We start from the raw sequence: 15,408 nt of genomic DNA, 5'->3' as shown, positions 1-15,408 counted from the left end.
CGTCCTTGCGATACCCCCACGCCCCTGATCGTTGACCGCGTGTCTCTGGTCCGGGCTGCCCGGTCAGTGTCAGCCGCGCAGCGGTTGCCGCTGCGCGGCTGACACTGCGTTATCTCCGGTCCGGAAGCCGCCGCCGCAGCCGGACCATTCCGTAGATTGCCAAAAGGGTGGCCAACAACCCCAACGCCCACCAGAGCGCGGGTTGGCCGGTCACTTCCATCCACACCGTTACCACCAGCAGAACCACGGCCCAGAAGCCGAGGAACCCAATAATGATGTCGAAGTCCTCACCGGAACGAACCAACCGGCGCCCGTTTCCCGCCCCCTTGGACTGCGGGGGGCGGGAAACGCCCTTCGTCACTTGACTGCACCCGCCGTGAGGCCGGCCACAATCTTGCGCTGGAAGACCAGCACCAGGATCACCAGTGGAATGGTGACGATAGTGCCGGCGGCCATAATGGCCGTGTACGGAATCTGGTTTGGCTGCGCACCGGCAAAGTTGGCGATGGCCACGGTAACCGGCTGGGTTGCGTCGCTGGACAGCTGGCTGGCAATAAGGAATTCATTCCACGAGGAAATGAACGCCAGGATGGCCGTGGTGAAGATGGCCGGCGCCGCCAGCGGCATGATGACCCTCCGGAACGCCTGCCCCTGGGTACACCCGTCAACACGTGCTGATTCCTCGAGCTCCCACGGCATTTCGCGGAAGAAGGATGTCAGCGTGTAGACAGTCAGCGGAAGCACAAACGAGATGCTCGGGATGATCAGCGCCTGGTAGGTGCCCATCCAGCCGATGTTGGTGAAGAGCTGGAAGAGCGGGGTGATGAGGGCAACGCCGGGGAACATCGAAGCTCCCAGGATGAAGCCCAGAACCAGGAACTTGAACCTGAAGTTCAGCCGTGCCAGCGCATAGGCCGCAAACACGCCGATCAGCAGGGACACTGCCGTCACCACGATGCCGATGAAGATGCTGTTCAGCAGCGCCTGGCCGAACCTGTTGCCGAAGGACGTATCGAATGCGGTGGTGAAGTTGTCCATCGTCACATGGGTCGGCAGGACCGAGGTGTCGTACGTGAAACCGACCTCGCGGAACGCCGTCACCACCATCCAATAAGCAGGGGCAAGGCACCAGATCAGGATGACAGCAGCACTGATGTACGTGCGGCCCTGCGCCCACTTCTCGCGGTTCTGGGCCGTTTTACGTCCCGCGTCCTGCTTGGCGCGCAGCTCCGTGGAGGCTGTCGAGGTGGTCATTTCTTCCCCTTACCTGAGGCGCCGCTTTGTTCTACTACATTTGCGCCCAGGAACCGGACGAAGATGAAAGCGACCAAGAAGATGATGATGAACGTGATGGTTGAGAGCGCCGCCGCCGCGTTGAACCCTTGTCTGACCTGTTGAATAACCAGGATCGAGAGCGTGGTGGTGTTGTTGGCACCGCCGGTGAGGATGTACGGCAGGTCGAACATCCGCAGGGCATCCAGGGTGCGGAACAGGATAGCCACCATAAGCGCCGGTTTCACCAGCGGCAACGTGATCATCCGGAACCGCTGCCAGGCCGTTGCTCCGTCAACTTTGGCTGCCTCGTAGACCTCTGCCGGGATCATCTGCAGCCCGGCGAGGATCAGGAGGGCCATGAACGGCGTGGTCTTCCATGTATCGGCGATGATGACCGCCCACTTGGCCGGCCACTCACTGCCGGTCCAGAGGATGGAAACGTTAAACAGCTTGTTGATGATGCCGTTGAAGTCGAACATGAAGAGCCAGAGCTGGGCGGTAACGGCGGTGGGGATGGCCCACGGCACCAGTACGGCAGCCCGGACAATACTGCGTCCCTTGAAGGTGCGGGCCATGATCATGGCCATCCAGAAGCCGAGGACCGTCTCAAAGATCACGGTGATGACCGTGAAGATGAACGTGGTGCTCGTAGCGGACCAGAACTGACCGCCGAGGGTGCCCGGCGGACAGGCCACCGTGCCGCCGCCCGGGGCAGCACACTGCTGCGCCAGCCAGTTCACATAGTTCTGGATGCCCGCGGGGCCGCCTTCGGTGAAGAGGCCCGTGGCCGGGTCCAGGCCGGCGTCCTTCTGGAAGGACATCACGATGGCGCTGATGATCGGATAGACGATCACAACGCCCAAGGCGATGATGGTGGGTGCCAGCAGCCAGGAAGCCCACTTGCCCTGGCTGAGGATCTTGTTGTCCTCCCCCACACCCTTTGGTGCGTGGTGGACCGGGGTCCCGCCCGGCGCCGGCTTGGTTGCCGGCGTCGGGCCTAATTCGGTTGCCATGACTAAACTACGATCCTGCGCCAGCAGACTCGATGGACTTCTGCATGTCAGACAGTGCCTGCTCGGCAGACTTTTCGCCCTTCAGTGCAGCGTAGGCGTTCTCCTGGACTGCCTTGGTCACGGCGGGGTAGAACGGAGTGACCGGGCGGGGCACCGCGTTGGCAAGTGACTCCTTCAGGACCGTCAGGTACGGCAGCTTGGTGGTCAGGTCCTTGTCCTCGTACAGTGCCGCAAGAACCGGGGCCAAGGACGCCTGGTTCGCGAAGAACTTCTGGTTCTCCTCGCTGTCGATGTACTTGATGAAGTCCAGGGCCGTGGCCTTGTTCTTGGAGTAGACGCTGATGGCTGCACTGTGGCCGCCGAGGGAGGAGGCGCCGGGGCCGCTCTTGCCCGGCAGGGGTGCCATGCCGAACTTGTCCTTGACAGCTGAGGAGCCTTCAGTGGTGATCAGGCTGTAGATGTAAGGCCAGTTGCGGTGGAAGAGCAGGTTGCCGGACTGGAACGCGCGGCGGCTTTCCTCTTCCTGGAAAGTGATGGCTTCCTGCGGAATGTTGCCATCCTTGTACGCCTTGACCAGGTTTTCGAGTCCGGCCTTGGCCTCAGGCGTGTTCAGGCTGGGCTTGCCGTCCTTGTTCAGGACAGATCCACCGGCGGAGTTAATGGCTTCAGCGGCGTTAACAGTCAAACCTTCATACTGCTTGTACTGGCCGGAGTAGCAGCCGATGTTGTTGGTCTTGGCGATGGAGCACATGCCCATCATTTCGTCCCACGTCTTGGGAGGCGTGGGGACAAGATCCTTGCGGTAATAGAGAATGCCGCCATCGGAATCCTTGGGTGCGGCGTACAGCGTGCCCTTGTAGGACGCGGCTTCGACCGGGGCCTTGAGCATCTTCGAGGTATCGATGGCCATCTTGTCCTTGAGCGGCTGCAGCCAGCCCTTGGCCGCGAACTCGGCCGTCCAAATGACGTCCACGCTGACGACGTCGTAGTCAGACTGCTTCGCCTGGAAGTGCTGCACCAGGTCATCGTGCTGTTGGTCGGCCTTGTCGGTCTGCTCCTTGAAGGTGACCTTCTCGTTCGGGTGGGCGGCGTTCCACTTCTCAATGAAAGGCCGGACAACGTTGTTGTTGTCCTTGCCCTGCACGTAAGTGATAGGCCCGCGGCCGTCGAGGTTTGCGTCGGCGTCAGTTCCGCCGCCGCCGCCGGTGGTCCCGCCGCCGCCCCCGCCTGCACAGGCCGAAAGCGTCAGTGCCAGGACGCCGGCAGTCGCTGCCGGGATTAGGAATTTTCGGGTTTTCATATGCTTGAGGCTCCTCGCTGAGTGACAAGATAGTCGACAGTGCGGTTGATGTGGTGACCATCACACTAGTAAGGTTGCTGCGGCTTATGCAAGCGTTTACATCAAAACGTTACCTGAGAGGAACCAAATGCCCCACCCATCCGTTCCCACACCCGCTTCCGGCATCGGTTCCTGGTGGGCAAGCGCTGTTGTCTATCAGGTCTACCCTCGCTCCTTCGCGGATGCCAACGGGGACGGAATGGGTGATCTGCGCGGAATAGCAGCCCATTTGCCGTACCTTCAGCAGCTGGGCGTGGATGCCATCTGGCTGTCCCCCTTCTATAAGTCGCCCCAGACCGATGGCGGCTACGACGTAGCGGACTACCGGCAGGTCGATCCGCTGTTCGGTACCCTGGCCGATTTCGACGCATTGTTGCAGAATGCTCACGATCGTGGCCTGAAGGTCATTGTGGACCTCGTACCGAACCACACCTCGGATGAGCATGTGTGGTTCCGGCAGGCATTGGCCGCCGCCCCGGGCAGCGCGGAACGCGACCGCTATATGTTCCGGCCGGGCAAGGACGAAGTCGCGGGGTCCGGCGACGGAAACCTGGCCCCCAACAACTGGAAGTCCATCTTCGGCGGACCGGCCTGGAGCCGTGTCACTGAACAGGACGGCAACCCCGGCGAATGGTACCTCCACCTGTTCGACACCAAACAACCGGACCTGAACTGGGAAAACGCCGAGGTCCGGGAGGAAATGCGCGCCGTGATCCGCTTCTGGCTGGACCGTGGCGTTGACGGGTTCCGGGTGGACGTTGCCCATGGCATGGTCAAGGAGGCGGGCCTTCCGGACTGGGAAGGCGTGGCGGCCATGGTGGAAGGCACTGCTGAGACGGCGGACAGGCGGCATACCCCGCCGGGTGATGCCCCCGGCGCGCACACGGACTCCCAGGAACCGCACCGCGCCGTGTCCCCGCTGTACCCGCCGTCGCCCTTCTTTGACCAGGACGGCGTTCATGAGATCTACAGGGACTGGCACAAAGTACTGGCGGAGTACGACGGCGACCGCATGATGGTTGCCGAAGCCTGGGTTGAACCGGCCGAACGGTTGGCCCGCTATGTCCGTCGGGACGAAATGCAGCAGGCCTTCAACTTCGACTTCCTCCTGGCCGGCTGGGACGCCGAGCGGATGGCCGAGGCCATCGAGGACTCGCTGAAAGCCGCGGCCTCGGTGGGGGCTCCGTCCACCTGGGTGCTGAGCAACCATGACACCGTCAGGCACACCACCCGGTTCGGGCTGAAAGATCCGACCACGTTCCCCAAGGGCCTCGGCGCACACGACGAGCAGCCCGATGCAGCCCTGGGGTTGGCGCGTGCCCGCGCGGCCACGCTGGTCTCCTTGGCACTCCCCGGCTCCGCGTATCTTTACCAGGGCGAGGAACTCGGCCTCCCGGAGCACACCACGCTCCCGGACGAGGCGCGTCAGGATCCCACATTCTTCCGCACCAACGGTGCGGAGATCGGCCGCGACGGCTGCAGGGTTCCATTGCCGTGGAAGGCTTCGGAGCCCGGCTACGGCTTTGCAGCGGCGTTCAGTCCGGGCGGGGACGACGGCGGCGCAGCGGGGTCAGCCCCTCGCCAACCGGCAGCACCCTGGCTGCCCCAGCCCGGGTCATTCCGGGAGCTCGCCGTGGACAGGCAGGACGGCGTCGAAGGATCCACCCTGGAGCTATATCGTTCTGCGCTGGCGTTCCGGGCCGCCCAAGGGCTGGGATCCGGAGATTTCCGGTGGGCCGATGTCCATCAGCCGGGTCTCGGTGTACTGGCATTCCACAACCGGAAAGTCCTGGTCCTGAGCAATCTGGGGCGGACCGCGGTGCCGGTCCCGACCGGGTATGTCGTCGCGATGACAAGCACAGCCGTGGCAGCAGGCGCCGTGACCGAGGTGCCGCCGGACTGCACGGTCTTCCTGACCAAGTGAGGGCATGGTGAATCCGCTGCGTGCTGTCAGCGCACGCGTTCGGCTCGGCTGAACCGCGTCCTGGCGCCGGCACCGATGTGGATAACCGCCGGGATCCGTTTCCCCACCACCTCGTCCAAGGCGTCCACGAGGGCAGAGACGTCGGCCGCCAAAAGGTGCGGGGCCACGCCTTGACGCGGCTGCAGCCGGATCTTCAGGGCCGGGCGGCCGTGAACGTCGTAGGTGGCCACTGTGGCCCCGGCGAGGTCCGGCCGCTCGGCAAGGGCATGCTTCAGTGCCTGTTCAGCCACTCCGCCGGCGATCCGCACGTCCCCGGCCACGGTTCCGGGATCGAACTCCGCGGCAAGAACGTCGCTCCGGCCCTTGCCTTGCTGCGCAATCCAGGCAACCATGAGCCCGATCAGCACCAGCAGGGCGACGGCCATGACGATCCATAGCCAGCTTTCGGGACGGCCGGGAAACCGGGTGTCGTCGAACGCCTGGTTGAGGCCGTCCCAGGCCGACCGCGACCACGTGTGCCACCACGGCCCCACCGAGGGCACCGCGGCCAGCGCAACCAGCAGGGAACCCACGGCGAGCAGGATCAGTCCGAGGATCCCGATCAGGATCCGGTTAAGTACTGACGGGGTGCTGTTCATGCCCCGATCACCCCGGCAGTGGCGATGTTGACGCGGACCTCCGGCAACGGAAACAGGGACATCTCGCGGACCTCTTCCTGTACTGCGGCCAGCACAGCTGTTTCGGCGACGGGGACTCCCGAGGTGGGGCGGACATTGACGATGACCTGTCGTTGGGAGACGACCACCATCACCTGTTCAGGAGTGACGTTGGCTGCGAGCCGGGCGCTGCGGGCCAGGGCGGACGCGATGACCTCGTCATCCACCACCACGGCAGCCGAAGTCCCCATGCCGTCCAGAACATGCCGGGCGCGCCTGCCGGGCAGGACAGCGTTGAGCAGGAAGAAAAGTCCGGCCATGGCCACCACGGCGCCGCTGGCACCGAGCAGCAGGGGCGGGATGCCGGCCGGGAGGGCGACAATGCGCTCCGCCGCCAGCTGGGGTTCGATCAGCCACGCGGGCTGCCCAATGGCGTGCACTCCGGACTCCAAGAGGCCGTACGCCGCCGCTGCCATCACCAGGACTGCGGCGACCGTTGCCACTGCCGCACGGGAGGAATGGGTCTCCCGGTAGAGGATCCTGCGCATATCAGGCTTCCGTTCCCCGGACGCCGGGTTGCCGTCCGCGGTGTCCATCAGCTTCCCGCCGAGTGAACCCTGGCTCATAGGACCCTGCCTCCCTCGATGGGTTTGACGCCGCTGATCCGGATGTCCACGCGGCTCAGACGGGCTCCGCTCAGGGCCGTGACGGTCGACAGGATCCGGGCTTTGGCAGCGACGGTGCGCTCCAGGATTGATCCCCCGAAGGCGGCGACCCTGCCTGCATCCCGGACCACTGCAGGCAGTGGCGGGATCCTGATGGGCGACACCAGGGACAGAGCCAGCAGACCGGCGTCGTCCGCCCAGTCCGCCCTGACATCGTGTGTGTCCACACCCAGGGCCTCTGCGGCAGCTGCCTTGGCGAGGCTGGTCAGCGCCTGTGTACTGATGCGGTTATGGCCGCTCAGGGCCTGACCCTGAAGGGAAGGGGCGGATGCGCTCATGACGAGGAGCGCCGGCCGATGATGGCATCCAAGACGCCGCGAAGGTCCAATTTCCCTTCCGCAGCGCGGCCCAGAAGGGCACCGATGGCCATAAAGAGCAGGGCGACAAGGAAGCCCCACAACCCGAACTGGAAGGACATAAACGCCACGAAGGCGCCCACGGCGATGCCTACAACGGTCAGATTCACAGCAGGGCTTCCCTTTCTGTGCCGGCGGGCGAAGCTGACTTCGGCGGCGGCGCCACGAACACGTCGGTTATTTCGACATTGACTTCGATGACCTGCAGGCCCACCAGTTCTTCCACGGCACGATAGACCGCGGCCCTGACCTGGTTGGCCAGGGAATGCAGGGGCGTGCCGTAGGTGGCCACCAGGCTGATGTCCACGGCCACCTGGGTCTCGCCGACCTCCGCACGGACACCGGCGGCGTGGTCGGAGCTGCCGACGGCGTCGCGGATGGCTCCGAGCGCCCGGGACGGCACCGACCCCAGGGAATAGACGCCCGGAACAGCGCGGGCGGCTATGCCGGCGACTTTTGCCACGGCGGTCTCGGCGATCACTGTGCGGCCAACCCCAGGTGCGTGTTCAGGCACGGGACTGGAAGCATGTTGGGTGGCAACCATTTGGCTCTCGACGCCCGCATCGGGTTGTGGATTCTGGTACTCCATCAGGCACTCCCCCTTCTGTTGATCCCCACCCTATCCCGTGGATCAGCCACAGCGGTGGAATCCGGGGGCAGTGAGGTTAAAGAAGAAAAGCACCAGTTCCGAAGAACTGATGCTTCCCAGTGGTGGCTCCGACCGGCGTCGATCCGGTGACCTTTCGATTTTCAGTCGAACGCTCTACCAACTGAGCTACAGAGCCTAGGTGACTAGTCACCATGACAGCCGAAATCTCTTCCGACAATCAGAGCGACCCTGACGGGACTTGAACCCGCGACCTCCGCCGTGACAGGGCGGCGCGCTAACCAACTGCGCTACAGGGCCTTGCTTTTCTTGCTTCCGCAGTATCGCTACCGCTTTTTTCAAGGCTTCCAGCCTACCAGACATTTACTGCCTGCCTGACCAGTTCCTTGCGTACCCCCAACGGGATTCGAACCCGTGCCGCCGCCGTGAAAGGGCGGTGTCCTAGGCCGCTAGACGATGGGGGCCAGAACCCGTTCGGCACAAAATAAAAGGCTTCAAGCCGAGGCTCTCAGTCTTTTCGTTTGCAGTTTCTCCGAACTGGACTCTAAAACTATAGGGCCTCCGCAGGAATTATCCAAAATCGGCCTGCCTGCACGTGAATGCGGTGGCCGGGACAGGCGAAGATGGACACATGGATGCTGCCGCTGCGCTCAACGAGATCGCTTTCTGGCTGGAGCGCGGACGCGCTGCCACGTTCAAGGTCCAGGCTTTCCGGAAGGCCGCCGGGATCATCGCCGGGCTCGACCCTGCCGAAGTCGCGGCCAGGGCGCGGGACGGCAGGCTGAAAAGCATGAAGGGAATCGGCGACAGGACCTACCAGGTGGTCCGCCAGGCGGTGGATGGCGAGGTGCCCGAATACCTTGCGGACCTGCGGGAGCGCAGTGCCGAGCCGCTCACGACTGAGGGGGGCGGGCTCTACGCCGCACTTCGCGGCGATCTCCACAGCCACAGCGACTGGTCCGACGGCGGTTCGCCCATCCCCCTGATGGCTGACGCCGCAAGGCTTCTGGGCCGCGAATACCTTGCCCTCACCGATCACTCTCCCAACCTGACAGTTGCCAACGGCCTCAGCGCCGAGCGCCTGACCGAGCAGTTGGACGTGGTGGCGGACCTTAACGGCAGCACCGCAAACGGCTTCCGGCTCCTGACCGGAATCGAGGTGGACATCCTGGAGTCCGGTGAGCTCGATCAGTCTCCGGAGATGCTGGACCGGCTGGACATTGTGGTCTCCAGCGTCCACTCCAAGCTGCGGTCCGCCCGGGACACCATGACCGAACGGATGCTCGGTGGCATCAGGGATCCGCACACCAATGTGCTGGGCCACTGCACAGGCCGCCTGGTGGAAGGATCGCGCGGGACCCGGCCGCAGTCCGAGTTCGATGCTGAAAAGGTGTTTGCCGCCTGCGCCGAGCACAACGTGGCGGTGGAGATCAACTCCCGCCCCGAAAGGCAGGACCCGCCGGACAGCCTGATCCAGCTCGCCCTGGAAGCCGGGTGCCTCTTTTCCATCGACAGTGACGCCCATGCGCCGGGGCAGCTCGATTTCCTCCAGTACGGGGCAGCCCGCGCCGCCAAGAACAACGTCCCTGCCGAACGGATCATCACCACCTGGCCCCTGGACAGGCTCCTGGAGTGGGCGAAAAAGTCCTGAGCGGGGCTACTTCACGCCGTCGAGGAGCTTCTGCCGGAAATCCTGCTTCGTGCTCAGCGTCAGCTTTTCGCCGTTGAGGAAGAACGTTGGGGTGCCCGTCACCCCGAGGGCAGTGCCGTCGGTGATGTCCGCCCGGATGCGTTCCTTCGTATTGCCGTCGGCAACGGCGGCGTCGAACGCGGCGAGGTCCAGGCCGAGTTCGCCGGCGAAGGTCCTGAACAGCGGTGCCTGCGACTCGGCTTTGCCATGCCACTGTTCCTGGGTCTCAAACATCCTGGCTGACATCGCTTCAAACCTGCCCGGCCGTGCGGCTGCTTCAACCGCCAGGGCGGCCTGGCCCGAGTTTGGGTGCGAGGACAGCGGGAAGTAGCGGGTGACGAAGGTGATCCTGTCGCCGAATTCCTGTTTCAACTCCTCCACAAAGGGGTGAATCGAGCGGCAGGCTTCGCATTCGAAGTCCAGGAACTGCACAAGCTGCGCTTTTTCAACTGCAGGGGATGTCAGCCGGTGGCTCTCCGTGCGGACGAGCTGTTCCGCCCCTGCCACCGCGGGCGCCTGGGACGGCTTGGCCGGGGTCAGCGCAAAGTACCAGGCGGTCCCGACTGCCACGAGGACGGCCAGCAGGATCCAGAGGACAAGGCGTGCGCGCCTGGCTGTGTCGCGTGGGGAAGAAATGGAAGCTGAGGCCATGGAATGCATCCTCATGGAGGGACTTATTTCGCCGGGATGCCAGGCCGCGCCCTTTTGGCAGGAACTCGACTAGAGGTGGCTGATTTCCGCCAGCCCGCAGCGCAGCATCCGGGCTAGATTGGCAGCATGGCTTCAACCCACCCCGCGTCAAACCCCCGTACCGACGCCGCCCCACCCGCAACCGTTACTGCACCGGCCGGAGGCGGCAGCGCCCTCGGCGTGGCCGCAGTGTTGGTCACGGTCGTGCTCTGGGCATCGGCCTTCGTCGGAATCAGGGCCATCGGACCCACCTTTTCTCCGGGGCCCCTGACCCTTGGCAGGCTGGCGGTTGCCGCCGTCGTGCTCGGTGCGCTGGTGCTGCCGCAACTGTTCAAGAGCCGGCTCCTGCCCCGCGGCCGCGAGTGGTGGCCCATCCTCGGCTATGGCGTGATGTGGTTCGGCGGCTACAACGTGGCATTGAACGCCGCGGAACATTTGCTGGATGCCGGGGCCGCCGCCTTGCTGATCAACGTCAACCCCATCCTTGTTGCCATCATGGCCGGCTTCTTTCTCAAAGAGGGCTTCCCCCGGTGGCTGCTGATCGGCAGCCTGGTGGCGTTCGGCGGCGTCGCGCTGATCGCGCTTGGATCGGGCTCCGGCGCCGGTTCGGGGGAACGTCCGACGGCGGATGTCGCGGGTGTGCTGCTGTGCCTCCTTGCCGCCGTGCTCGCCGCCGTCAGCGTCATTATCCAGAAGCCGGTGCTGCGGAAGTTCCCGGCCGGCCAGGCCACGTGGTTCGGGATCATGGTGGGTGCGCTCTGCTGCCTGCCCTTCACCGGGCAGCTTGTGTCCGAACTGCAGGCCGCCCCGCTGCCCGCGACCCTGGGCCTGGTGTATCTGGGCGTCTTTCCCACCGCCATCGCCTTCACTACCTGGGCCTACGCACTGTCCTTGATCGACGCAGGAAAACTGGCCGCCACAACGTATCTGGTGCCGGGCACCACCATCCTCATCTCCTGGCTGCTGCTCAGCGAAGTCCCCTCCATCTGGGGCCTGGTGGGCGGCGTGGTCTGCCTGGTGGGTGTGGGACTGACCCGCCGCAGGACCCGGGTGGCCCGGATACCGTAGGCACAGCGGTGGATCCGCGGATCGCGCTAAAGTCAGGTCATGCCCGCCAACCTGCCGCCCGGACTGCCCATCATCCCGGATGGGCCCCAGGAGCCGATTCCCTTTGAGATGTCGGACGACGACTTTGAATCCGCCGTCACCGACGCCCTGGGCCGGATCCCCGCCAAGCTTGCCGCCGTCATGGACAACGTGGCGGTATTTGTCCAGGACGACTACATCCCGTCTCCAGGCGAGGACCCGGACACTGTTCTTCTTGGCCTCTACGAGGGTGTTCCGCTGACTGAACGGGATTCCTGGTGGGACGCCGGTTCCCTTCCGGACCGCATCACCATCTTCCGGCAGCCCATCCTGGATATCTGCACCTCACGCGACGAGGTGATCCACGAGGTGGCCGTCACCGTGGTCCACGAAGTTGCCCACCACTTCGGCATCGACGACGAGCGGCTGCACGAGCTCGGCTGGGACTAGCCTTGTAGGCATGGGACACGATCACAGCCATACCCACGGGATCACGGCAACGGGCCGTCACCGCAAACGGCTTGTCGCCGTCCTGGCCATCACCCTCGCCGTTGTCGCCGTACAGGTACTGGGTGCAGCGTTCTCCGGATCGCTGGCACTGCTTGCCGATGCCGGGCACATGCTCTCCGACGCTGCCGGGGTGACCATTGCGCTTTTGGCCGCATGGATCGCCGGCCGGCCGGCGAGTGACCAGCGCACCTACGGCTACCAGCGGGCCGAAGTCCTGGCCGCGCTGGCCAACGCGCTGATCCTGGTGGTCATCTCGGTGGTCATCTTCACGGAGGCGATCCGGCGAATTGGTGACGCGCCCGAGGTTCACACCGACATCATGCTCATCGCCGCGGTCCTGGGCGCCGTTGCCAACCTGGTCTCACTGCTGATCCTGCGCGGGGCACACCAGGACAGCCTGAACGTCCGCGGCGCGTACCTTGAAGTACTCGGTGACCTCCTGGGCTCCATCGCCGTAATCATCGCTGCAGTGGTCATTCTGTTCACCGGCTACCAGGCGGCCGACACCATCGCTTCGGTGCTCATTGCCCTGATGATCCTGCCGCGGGCCTGGAACCTGCTCCGCGATGTGGTGGACGTCCTGCTTGAGGCAACCCCCAAGGGCGTGGAGGTGCAGATGATCCGCGAACACATCCTCAGCGTTGACGGCGTGGTGGATGTCCACGACATCCACATCTGGACCATCACCTCCGGAGTGCCGGTCTTTTCGGCACATGTGGTGGTGGAAGACGGCGTTTTGAACGCCCGCGGCGCGGACCAGCTGCTGGACAAGCTCACCACCTGCCTCGGCTCCCATTTCGACACCGAGCACTGCACCTTCCAGCTGGAGCCCGCCAGCCATTCAGAACACGAGTCGCGCCAGCACGCGTAACGCCCCCGCGGTGCCAGCGGCACCGCGGCCCGTCACATTCCAGACACGCCGATGCGGATGTGCCTGAATCACACTCTTGTTGTTTATGTTATTGATGTGACCAGTGTTGCTAAAGTGCAGGGCGTCACGTAGCCTCGGACTGCTGGGAGATCAGTAGAGGGGCTTATTGTGCCGCCACCGAACCTCGCTCCCCAGCCTTATCGTGCGAGGTTCTGCGAATGCGTTTGACTGGATCAGGCCTGACCGCCGCCGTACTGTGCGCCGCCGTCGTACTGTCCGGAAGCCTTGCACTCCCCGCCCAGGCAGACCCCGTTTCCCAGTTGACCGGTGTCACCGCCGCAGCCGGCCAGCGGCCGGCGTCGCCGGAGGTTCCCTCCGCGGAAGACATCGCGGCTGCAAAGTCCAGTGAAAGCGCGACTGCGGACCAGGTCACCGCCATCGAACGCCTCCTGGCCGATGCTGCGAACGCCCAGCAGGCCACCTTCGCCCTGACGTTGCAGGCAAACAACGCCTACGGTGAGTCCTTGGTGGAACTGCAGGACCGCCGGCTGGCAGCTGATGCTGCCACCGCCAAGGCAAAAACTGCAGCAGACCTGCAGGACAGGACCCGCAAGCAGGTGGGCCAACTGGCAGGCGACCTTTACCGCAACGGCGGACTGAACCCGACCCTGACCACCTTCGTCAGCGGCAACGGCGAAGCCCTGCAGCAGGCCGCGACGCTGGAAGCCATTTCGGCCAGCCGGAGCCGCGCCTTCGAAGCGGCGGACACGGCGGCTGTCGCAGCGCGGTCCCTGACCGCCGCAGCCGAGGACGCCAACCGGGCCGCAGACGAGGCCGCACGCACTGCCGAGGCCCGCAAGGCTGACGCGGAACAGGCCAACGCCGCACGGGTGAAGGCCGTGGCTGATGCGCAAGCGCAGCGGACCGTCCTGGTGGACCAACTGGCGCAACTGAGGAACACCACCGTCGCCCTGGAGTCGGCCAGGGTGGATGGGCTGGACCGGCAGCGCGAAGAAGCCAGGCTGGCAGCCATTACCGCAGCCGCGGAAAGGGCCACGTCCAGCGAGGATGGAACTGCTCCCGGGACTGCTCCTGCGGGAGGTGCCTCTGCCGCACTTCCTGGCGCTGCTCCCAACTCCGGCCAGGGGACGGGGACCGCCGCCGCACCCGCCGCACCGGCAGTTCCGCCGGCTCCGGCTCCGGCTCCGGTTCCCGCCCCCGTCCCTGCCCCGGCTCCTGCGCCTGTCCCTGCTCCCGCACCCGCGCCGGCACCGGCGCCCGCACCTGCTCCAGCGCCCGCTCCCCTACCGTCACCCTCACCCAGCGGGTCGAACGAGACCGCGATCTCCGTAGCCATGTCCAAGGTGGGCGCGCCGTTCTTCTACCAATACGGCGGTACCGGCCCCTACGGCTTTGACTGCTCCGGTCTGGTGCAGACAGCGTTCGCTGCCGCGGGCAAGTACCTGCCCCGGACAGCTGCGCAGCAGTATGCGGCCGCACCTGTCCATGTGCCTCTTTCGCAGGCCCAGCGCGGCGACCTGCTGGTGTGGGGTTCGGCTCCGGGGTTCTACCACGTCGCAATTTACCTGGGTAACGGACAGGTGGTACAGGCACTGAATCCGGACGAAGGAATTGGCGTCACACAGCTGAGCAGGATGGCCGGAATGCAGCTCCACCCCTACGCCGCTCGATACTGAGCAGCCCGATACTGAGCCGCCCGGTACTGACCGGAATCCGCTTTCGGGCTCCGGGACTCGGCGCCCCCGGACCTCAGGACAGGATGTCCTTGGTGACAAACCTGCCGTAGGCGAGTGCTCCGAAGACGGCGACATAGCCGGCCTGCAGCAGGGCATTACTGGCGAACGAATCCCACAACACCGGCTGGCGCAGCACATCGGCGAACCCGAACCAGTAATGGCTGAACAGCCACGGATGCAGCCACTCAAGCTGGGGAAGCTGGTCCGCGATCTGTGATGCCACTGAGATGACCACCGTTGCCGCCATTGCACCCACGGGGACCACTGTCAGGGTGGACACGAACAGCCCGATGGCCGACAACCCGGCGAGTGATACGGCCAGGTAGGCGGCGATCAGGACCAGCCGCAGCGCCGCCTGGGGCGGCTCGATGACATCCCCGGACAGCAGAGTCACCGGCCCGATGGGGAAAAGGGCGGCTCCGATGGCCGCCCCGGCAAGTGCCACGGTGATGGGCGCCGCCAGGCAGAACGCCAGTGCGCCGGCGTACTTGACCAGCAGGAGCCGGATCCGCCCGGCGGGGGCCACGAGCAGGTAGCGGAGAGTGCCCAGGCTTGCCTCGCCGGCGATGGTGTCGCCGGCAACTACCCCGATGGTGAGCGGCAGGAACAGCGGCACGGACACCAGCAGCGCCGTCACGGCAACGAACAGCCCGTTCTGGGTAATCCGGTCCAGGAATGCCGGCCCCCTGCCCGGGGGGACCGTGGAGGAGAGCCGGACCGCGACGGCGATCAGTACGGGTATCGCGGCCAGCGCCAGCAGCATGGCCAACGTCCGCCGTCGCCTGAAAAGAGTCTTCAGCTCAGACGCCAGGAGGGACAGGCTGGACCCGCCACCAGCGCCGCTCCCGGCGCCGGACCCGCCGGCGCCCGGGGCACCCGCCGTTTCCGAACCACTACTGGGCAACGAAC

17 protein-coding genes and 3 tRNA genes are annotated in these 15,408 nt (G+C 65.1%); 6 read left to right on the top strand and 14 right to left on the bottom strand.

Annotated elements, in window-relative coordinates; translation table 11 throughout:
• Positions 1 to 109 precede the first annotated feature (109 nt).
• Genes ACS5PJ_RS13000 through ACS5PJ_RS12985 form a run of 4 tightly spaced genes read right to left on the bottom strand, consistent with a single transcriptional unit; the run spans position 110 to position 3,588 of the window.
• Positions 110 to 361: a hypothetical protein gene (locus ACS5PJ_RS13000; RefSeq protein WP_439435295.1), complete on the bottom strand. Its 252-nt coding sequence runs from the start codon at positions 359 to 361 to the stop codon at positions 110 to 112.
• The gene (locus ACS5PJ_RS12995; protein WP_439435294.1) at positions 358 to 1,254 is read right to left on the bottom strand and encodes a carbohydrate ABC transporter permease; all 897 of its coding nucleotides are present in this window, start codon (positions 1,252 to 1,254) and stop codon (positions 358 to 360) included. The genes ACS5PJ_RS13000 and ACS5PJ_RS12995 overlap by 4 nt, the downstream gene beginning before the upstream one ends.
• Positions 1,251 to 2,288 (bottom strand): carbohydrate ABC transporter permease, encoded by a 1,038-nt coding sequence (locus ACS5PJ_RS12990; protein ID WP_439435293.1) that lies wholly within the window; start codon positions 2,286 to 2,288, stop codon positions 1,251 to 1,253. The genes ACS5PJ_RS12995 and ACS5PJ_RS12990 overlap by 4 nt, the downstream gene beginning before the upstream one ends.
• 7 nt (positions 2,289 to 2,295) lie before the next feature.
• On the bottom strand, positions 2,296 to 3,588 hold the full coding sequence (locus tag ACS5PJ_RS12985) for an ABC transporter substrate-binding protein (RefSeq protein ID WP_439435292.1): 1,293 nt from the start codon (positions 3,586 to 3,588) through the stop codon (positions 2,296 to 2,298).
• 127 nt (positions 3,589 to 3,715) lie between these two features.
• On the opposite strand from ACS5PJ_RS12985, the gene ACS5PJ_RS12980 reads away from it, so the two are divergent.
• Entirely contained in the window at positions 3,716 to 5,551 is a 1,836-nt protein-coding gene (locus ACS5PJ_RS12980) for a glycoside hydrolase family 13 protein (RefSeq protein ID WP_439435291.1), read from the top strand.
• A gap of 26 nt (positions 5,552 to 5,577) precedes the next feature.
• Here ACS5PJ_RS12980 and ACS5PJ_RS12975 read toward each other — a convergent pair whose 3' ends face one another.
• The 8 genes from ACS5PJ_RS12975 to ACS5PJ_RS12940 all read right to left on the bottom strand — a co-directional run bounded on the left by ACS5PJ_RS12975 (position 5,578) and on the right by ACS5PJ_RS12940 (position 8,359).
• Entirely contained in the window at positions 5,578 to 6,189 is a 612-nt protein-coding gene (locus ACS5PJ_RS12975) for a hypothetical protein (protein WP_439435290.1), read from the bottom strand.
• Complete coding sequence (locus tag ACS5PJ_RS12970; protein ID WP_439435289.1) at positions 6,186 to 6,833, bottom strand: hypothetical protein; 648 nt, start codon at positions 6,831 to 6,833, stop codon at positions 6,186 to 6,188. The genes ACS5PJ_RS12975 and ACS5PJ_RS12970 overlap by 4 nt, the downstream gene beginning before the upstream one ends.
• Positions 6,830 to 7,210, bottom strand: coding sequence for a hypothetical protein (locus ACS5PJ_RS12965; RefSeq protein WP_439435288.1), 381 nt, complete (start codon positions 7,208 to 7,210; stop codon positions 6,830 to 6,832). Before ACS5PJ_RS12965 ends, ACS5PJ_RS12970 begins: the two co-directional genes overlap by 4 nt.
• Positions 7,207 to 7,398 (bottom strand): DUF2273 domain-containing protein, encoded by a 192-nt coding sequence (locus ACS5PJ_RS12960; protein WP_108599379.1) that lies wholly within the window; start codon positions 7,396 to 7,398, stop codon positions 7,207 to 7,209. Before ACS5PJ_RS12960 ends, ACS5PJ_RS12965 begins: the two co-directional genes overlap by 4 nt.
• On the bottom strand, positions 7,395 to 7,877 hold the full coding sequence (locus ACS5PJ_RS12955) for an Asp23/Gls24 family envelope stress response protein (protein WP_439435287.1): 483 nt from the start codon (positions 7,875 to 7,877) through the stop codon (positions 7,395 to 7,397). The genes ACS5PJ_RS12960 and ACS5PJ_RS12955 overlap by 4 nt, the downstream gene beginning before the upstream one ends.
• A gap of 120 nt (positions 7,878 to 7,997) precedes the next feature.
• Positions 7,998 to 8,073, bottom strand: a tRNA-Phe gene (locus ACS5PJ_RS12950).
• Between the two features lie 48 nt (positions 8,074 to 8,121).
• Positions 8,122 to 8,195: transfer RNA gene (locus ACS5PJ_RS12945), tRNA-Asp, on the bottom strand.
• Positions 8,196 to 8,286: 91 nt separating this feature from the next.
• Positions 8,287 to 8,359 (bottom strand) — tRNA-Glu (locus ACS5PJ_RS12940).
• Positions 8,360 to 8,526: 167 nt separating this feature from the next.
• On the opposite strand from ACS5PJ_RS12940, the gene ACS5PJ_RS12935 reads away from it, so the two are divergent.
• The gene (locus tag ACS5PJ_RS12935; protein WP_439435286.1) at positions 8,527 to 9,546 is read left to right on the top strand and encodes a PHP domain-containing protein; all 1,020 of its coding nucleotides are present in this window, start codon (positions 8,527 to 8,529) and stop codon (positions 9,544 to 9,546) included.
• A 6-nt stretch (positions 9,547 to 9,552) separates the two neighbouring features.
• Here the strand turns inward: ACS5PJ_RS12935 and ACS5PJ_RS12930 are convergent, their stop codons facing one another.
• Positions 9,553 to 10,236 (bottom strand): DsbA family protein, encoded by a 684-nt coding sequence (locus ACS5PJ_RS12930; protein WP_439435285.1) that lies wholly within the window; start codon positions 10,234 to 10,236, stop codon positions 9,553 to 9,555.
• 126 nt (positions 10,237 to 10,362) lie between these two features.
• Between ACS5PJ_RS12930 and ACS5PJ_RS12925 the strand changes: the two genes are divergently transcribed.
• The 4 genes from ACS5PJ_RS12925 (at position 10,363) to ACS5PJ_RS12910 (ending at position 14,439) form a co-directional block, all read left to right on the top strand.
• Complete coding sequence (locus ACS5PJ_RS12925) at positions 10,363 to 11,343, top strand: DMT family transporter (RefSeq protein WP_439435284.1); 981 nt, start codon at positions 10,363 to 10,365, stop codon at positions 11,341 to 11,343.
• 39 nt (positions 11,344 to 11,382) lie between these two features.
• Positions 11,383 to 11,811 (top strand): metallopeptidase family protein, encoded by a 429-nt coding sequence (locus ACS5PJ_RS12920; RefSeq protein ID WP_439435283.1) that lies wholly within the window; start codon positions 11,383 to 11,385, stop codon positions 11,809 to 11,811.
• A gap of 10 nt (positions 11,812 to 11,821) precedes the next feature.
• Entirely contained in the window at positions 11,822 to 12,742 is a 921-nt protein-coding gene (locus ACS5PJ_RS12915; RefSeq protein WP_439435282.1) for a cation diffusion facilitator family transporter, read from the top strand.
• A 218-nt stretch (positions 12,743 to 12,960) separates the two neighbouring features.
• Positions 12,961 to 14,439 (top strand): C40 family peptidase, encoded by a 1,479-nt coding sequence (locus tag ACS5PJ_RS12910; protein ID WP_439435281.1) that lies wholly within the window; start codon positions 12,961 to 12,963, stop codon positions 14,437 to 14,439.
• 73 nt (positions 14,440 to 14,512) lie between these two features.
• On the opposite strand, the gene ACS5PJ_RS12905 is transcribed toward ACS5PJ_RS12910, so the two are convergent.
• Positions 14,513 to 15,403: an ABC transporter permease gene (locus ACS5PJ_RS12905; protein WP_439435280.1), complete on the bottom strand. Its 891-nt coding sequence runs from the start codon at positions 15,401 to 15,403 to the stop codon at positions 14,513 to 14,515.
• Positions 15,404 to 15,408 lie beyond the last annotated feature (5 nt).

It is taken from the genome of Pseudarthrobacter cremeus, assembly GCF_051857465.1.
Taxonomy (GTDB): Bacteria; Actinomycetota; Actinomycetes; order Actinomycetales; family Micrococcaceae; genus Arthrobacter.
The sequence above is the reverse complement of the archived record's forward strand: the minus strand, read 5'-3'. Positions and strand labels throughout refer to the sequence as shown.

Excerpts from the sequence above, each read along its gene's own strand:
- ACS5PJ_RS12990 (WP_439435293.1), bottom strand. The coding sequence starts at position 2,288 with ATGGCAACCGAATTAGGCCCGACGCCGGCAACCAAGCCGGCGCCGGGC.
- ACS5PJ_RS12915 (WP_439435282.1), top strand. The coding sequence starts at position 11,822 with ATGGGACACGATCACAGCCATACCCACGGGATCACGGCAACGGGCCGT.
- ACS5PJ_RS12955 (WP_439435287.1), bottom strand. The coding sequence starts at position 7,877 with ATGGAGTACCAGAATCCACAACCCGATGCGGGCGTCGAGAGCCAAATG.
- ACS5PJ_RS12970 (WP_439435289.1), bottom strand. The coding sequence starts at position 6,833 with ATGAGCCAGGGTTCACTCGGCGGGAAGCTGATGGACACCGCGGACGGC.
- ACS5PJ_RS12925 (WP_439435284.1), top strand. The coding sequence starts at position 10,363 with ATGGCTTCAACCCACCCCGCGTCAAACCCCCGTACCGACGCCGCCCCA.
- ACS5PJ_RS12910 (WP_439435281.1), top strand. The coding sequence starts at position 12,961 with ATGCGTTTGACTGGATCAGGCCTGACCGCCGCCGTACTGTGCGCCGCC.
- ACS5PJ_RS12965 (WP_439435288.1), bottom strand. The coding sequence starts at position 7,210 with ATGAGCGCATCCGCCCCTTCCCTTCAGGGTCAGGCCCTGAGCGGCCAT.
- ACS5PJ_RS12985 (WP_439435292.1), bottom strand. The coding sequence starts at position 3,588 with ATGAAAACCCGAAAATTCCTAATCCCGGCAGCGACTGCCGGCGTCCTG.
- ACS5PJ_RS12995 (WP_439435294.1), bottom strand. The coding sequence starts at position 1,254 with ATGACCACCTCGACAGCCTCCACGGAGCTGCGCGCCAAGCAGGACGCG.
- ACS5PJ_RS12935 (WP_439435286.1), top strand. The coding sequence starts at position 8,527 with ATGGATGCTGCCGCTGCGCTCAACGAGATCGCTTTCTGGCTGGAGCGC.
- ACS5PJ_RS12975 (WP_439435290.1), bottom strand. The coding sequence starts at position 6,189 with ATGAACAGCACCCCGTCAGTACTTAACCGGATCCTGATCGGGATCCTC.
- ACS5PJ_RS12920 (WP_439435283.1), top strand. The coding sequence starts at position 11,383 with ATGCCCGCCAACCTGCCGCCCGGACTGCCCATCATCCCGGATGGGCCC.
- ACS5PJ_RS12980 (WP_439435291.1), top strand. The coding sequence starts at position 3,716 with ATGCCCCACCCATCCGTTCCCACACCCGCTTCCGGCATCGGTTCCTGG.
- ACS5PJ_RS12930 (WP_439435285.1), bottom strand. The coding sequence starts at position 10,236 with ATGGCCTCAGCTTCCATTTCTTCCCCACGCGACACAGCCAGGCGCGCA.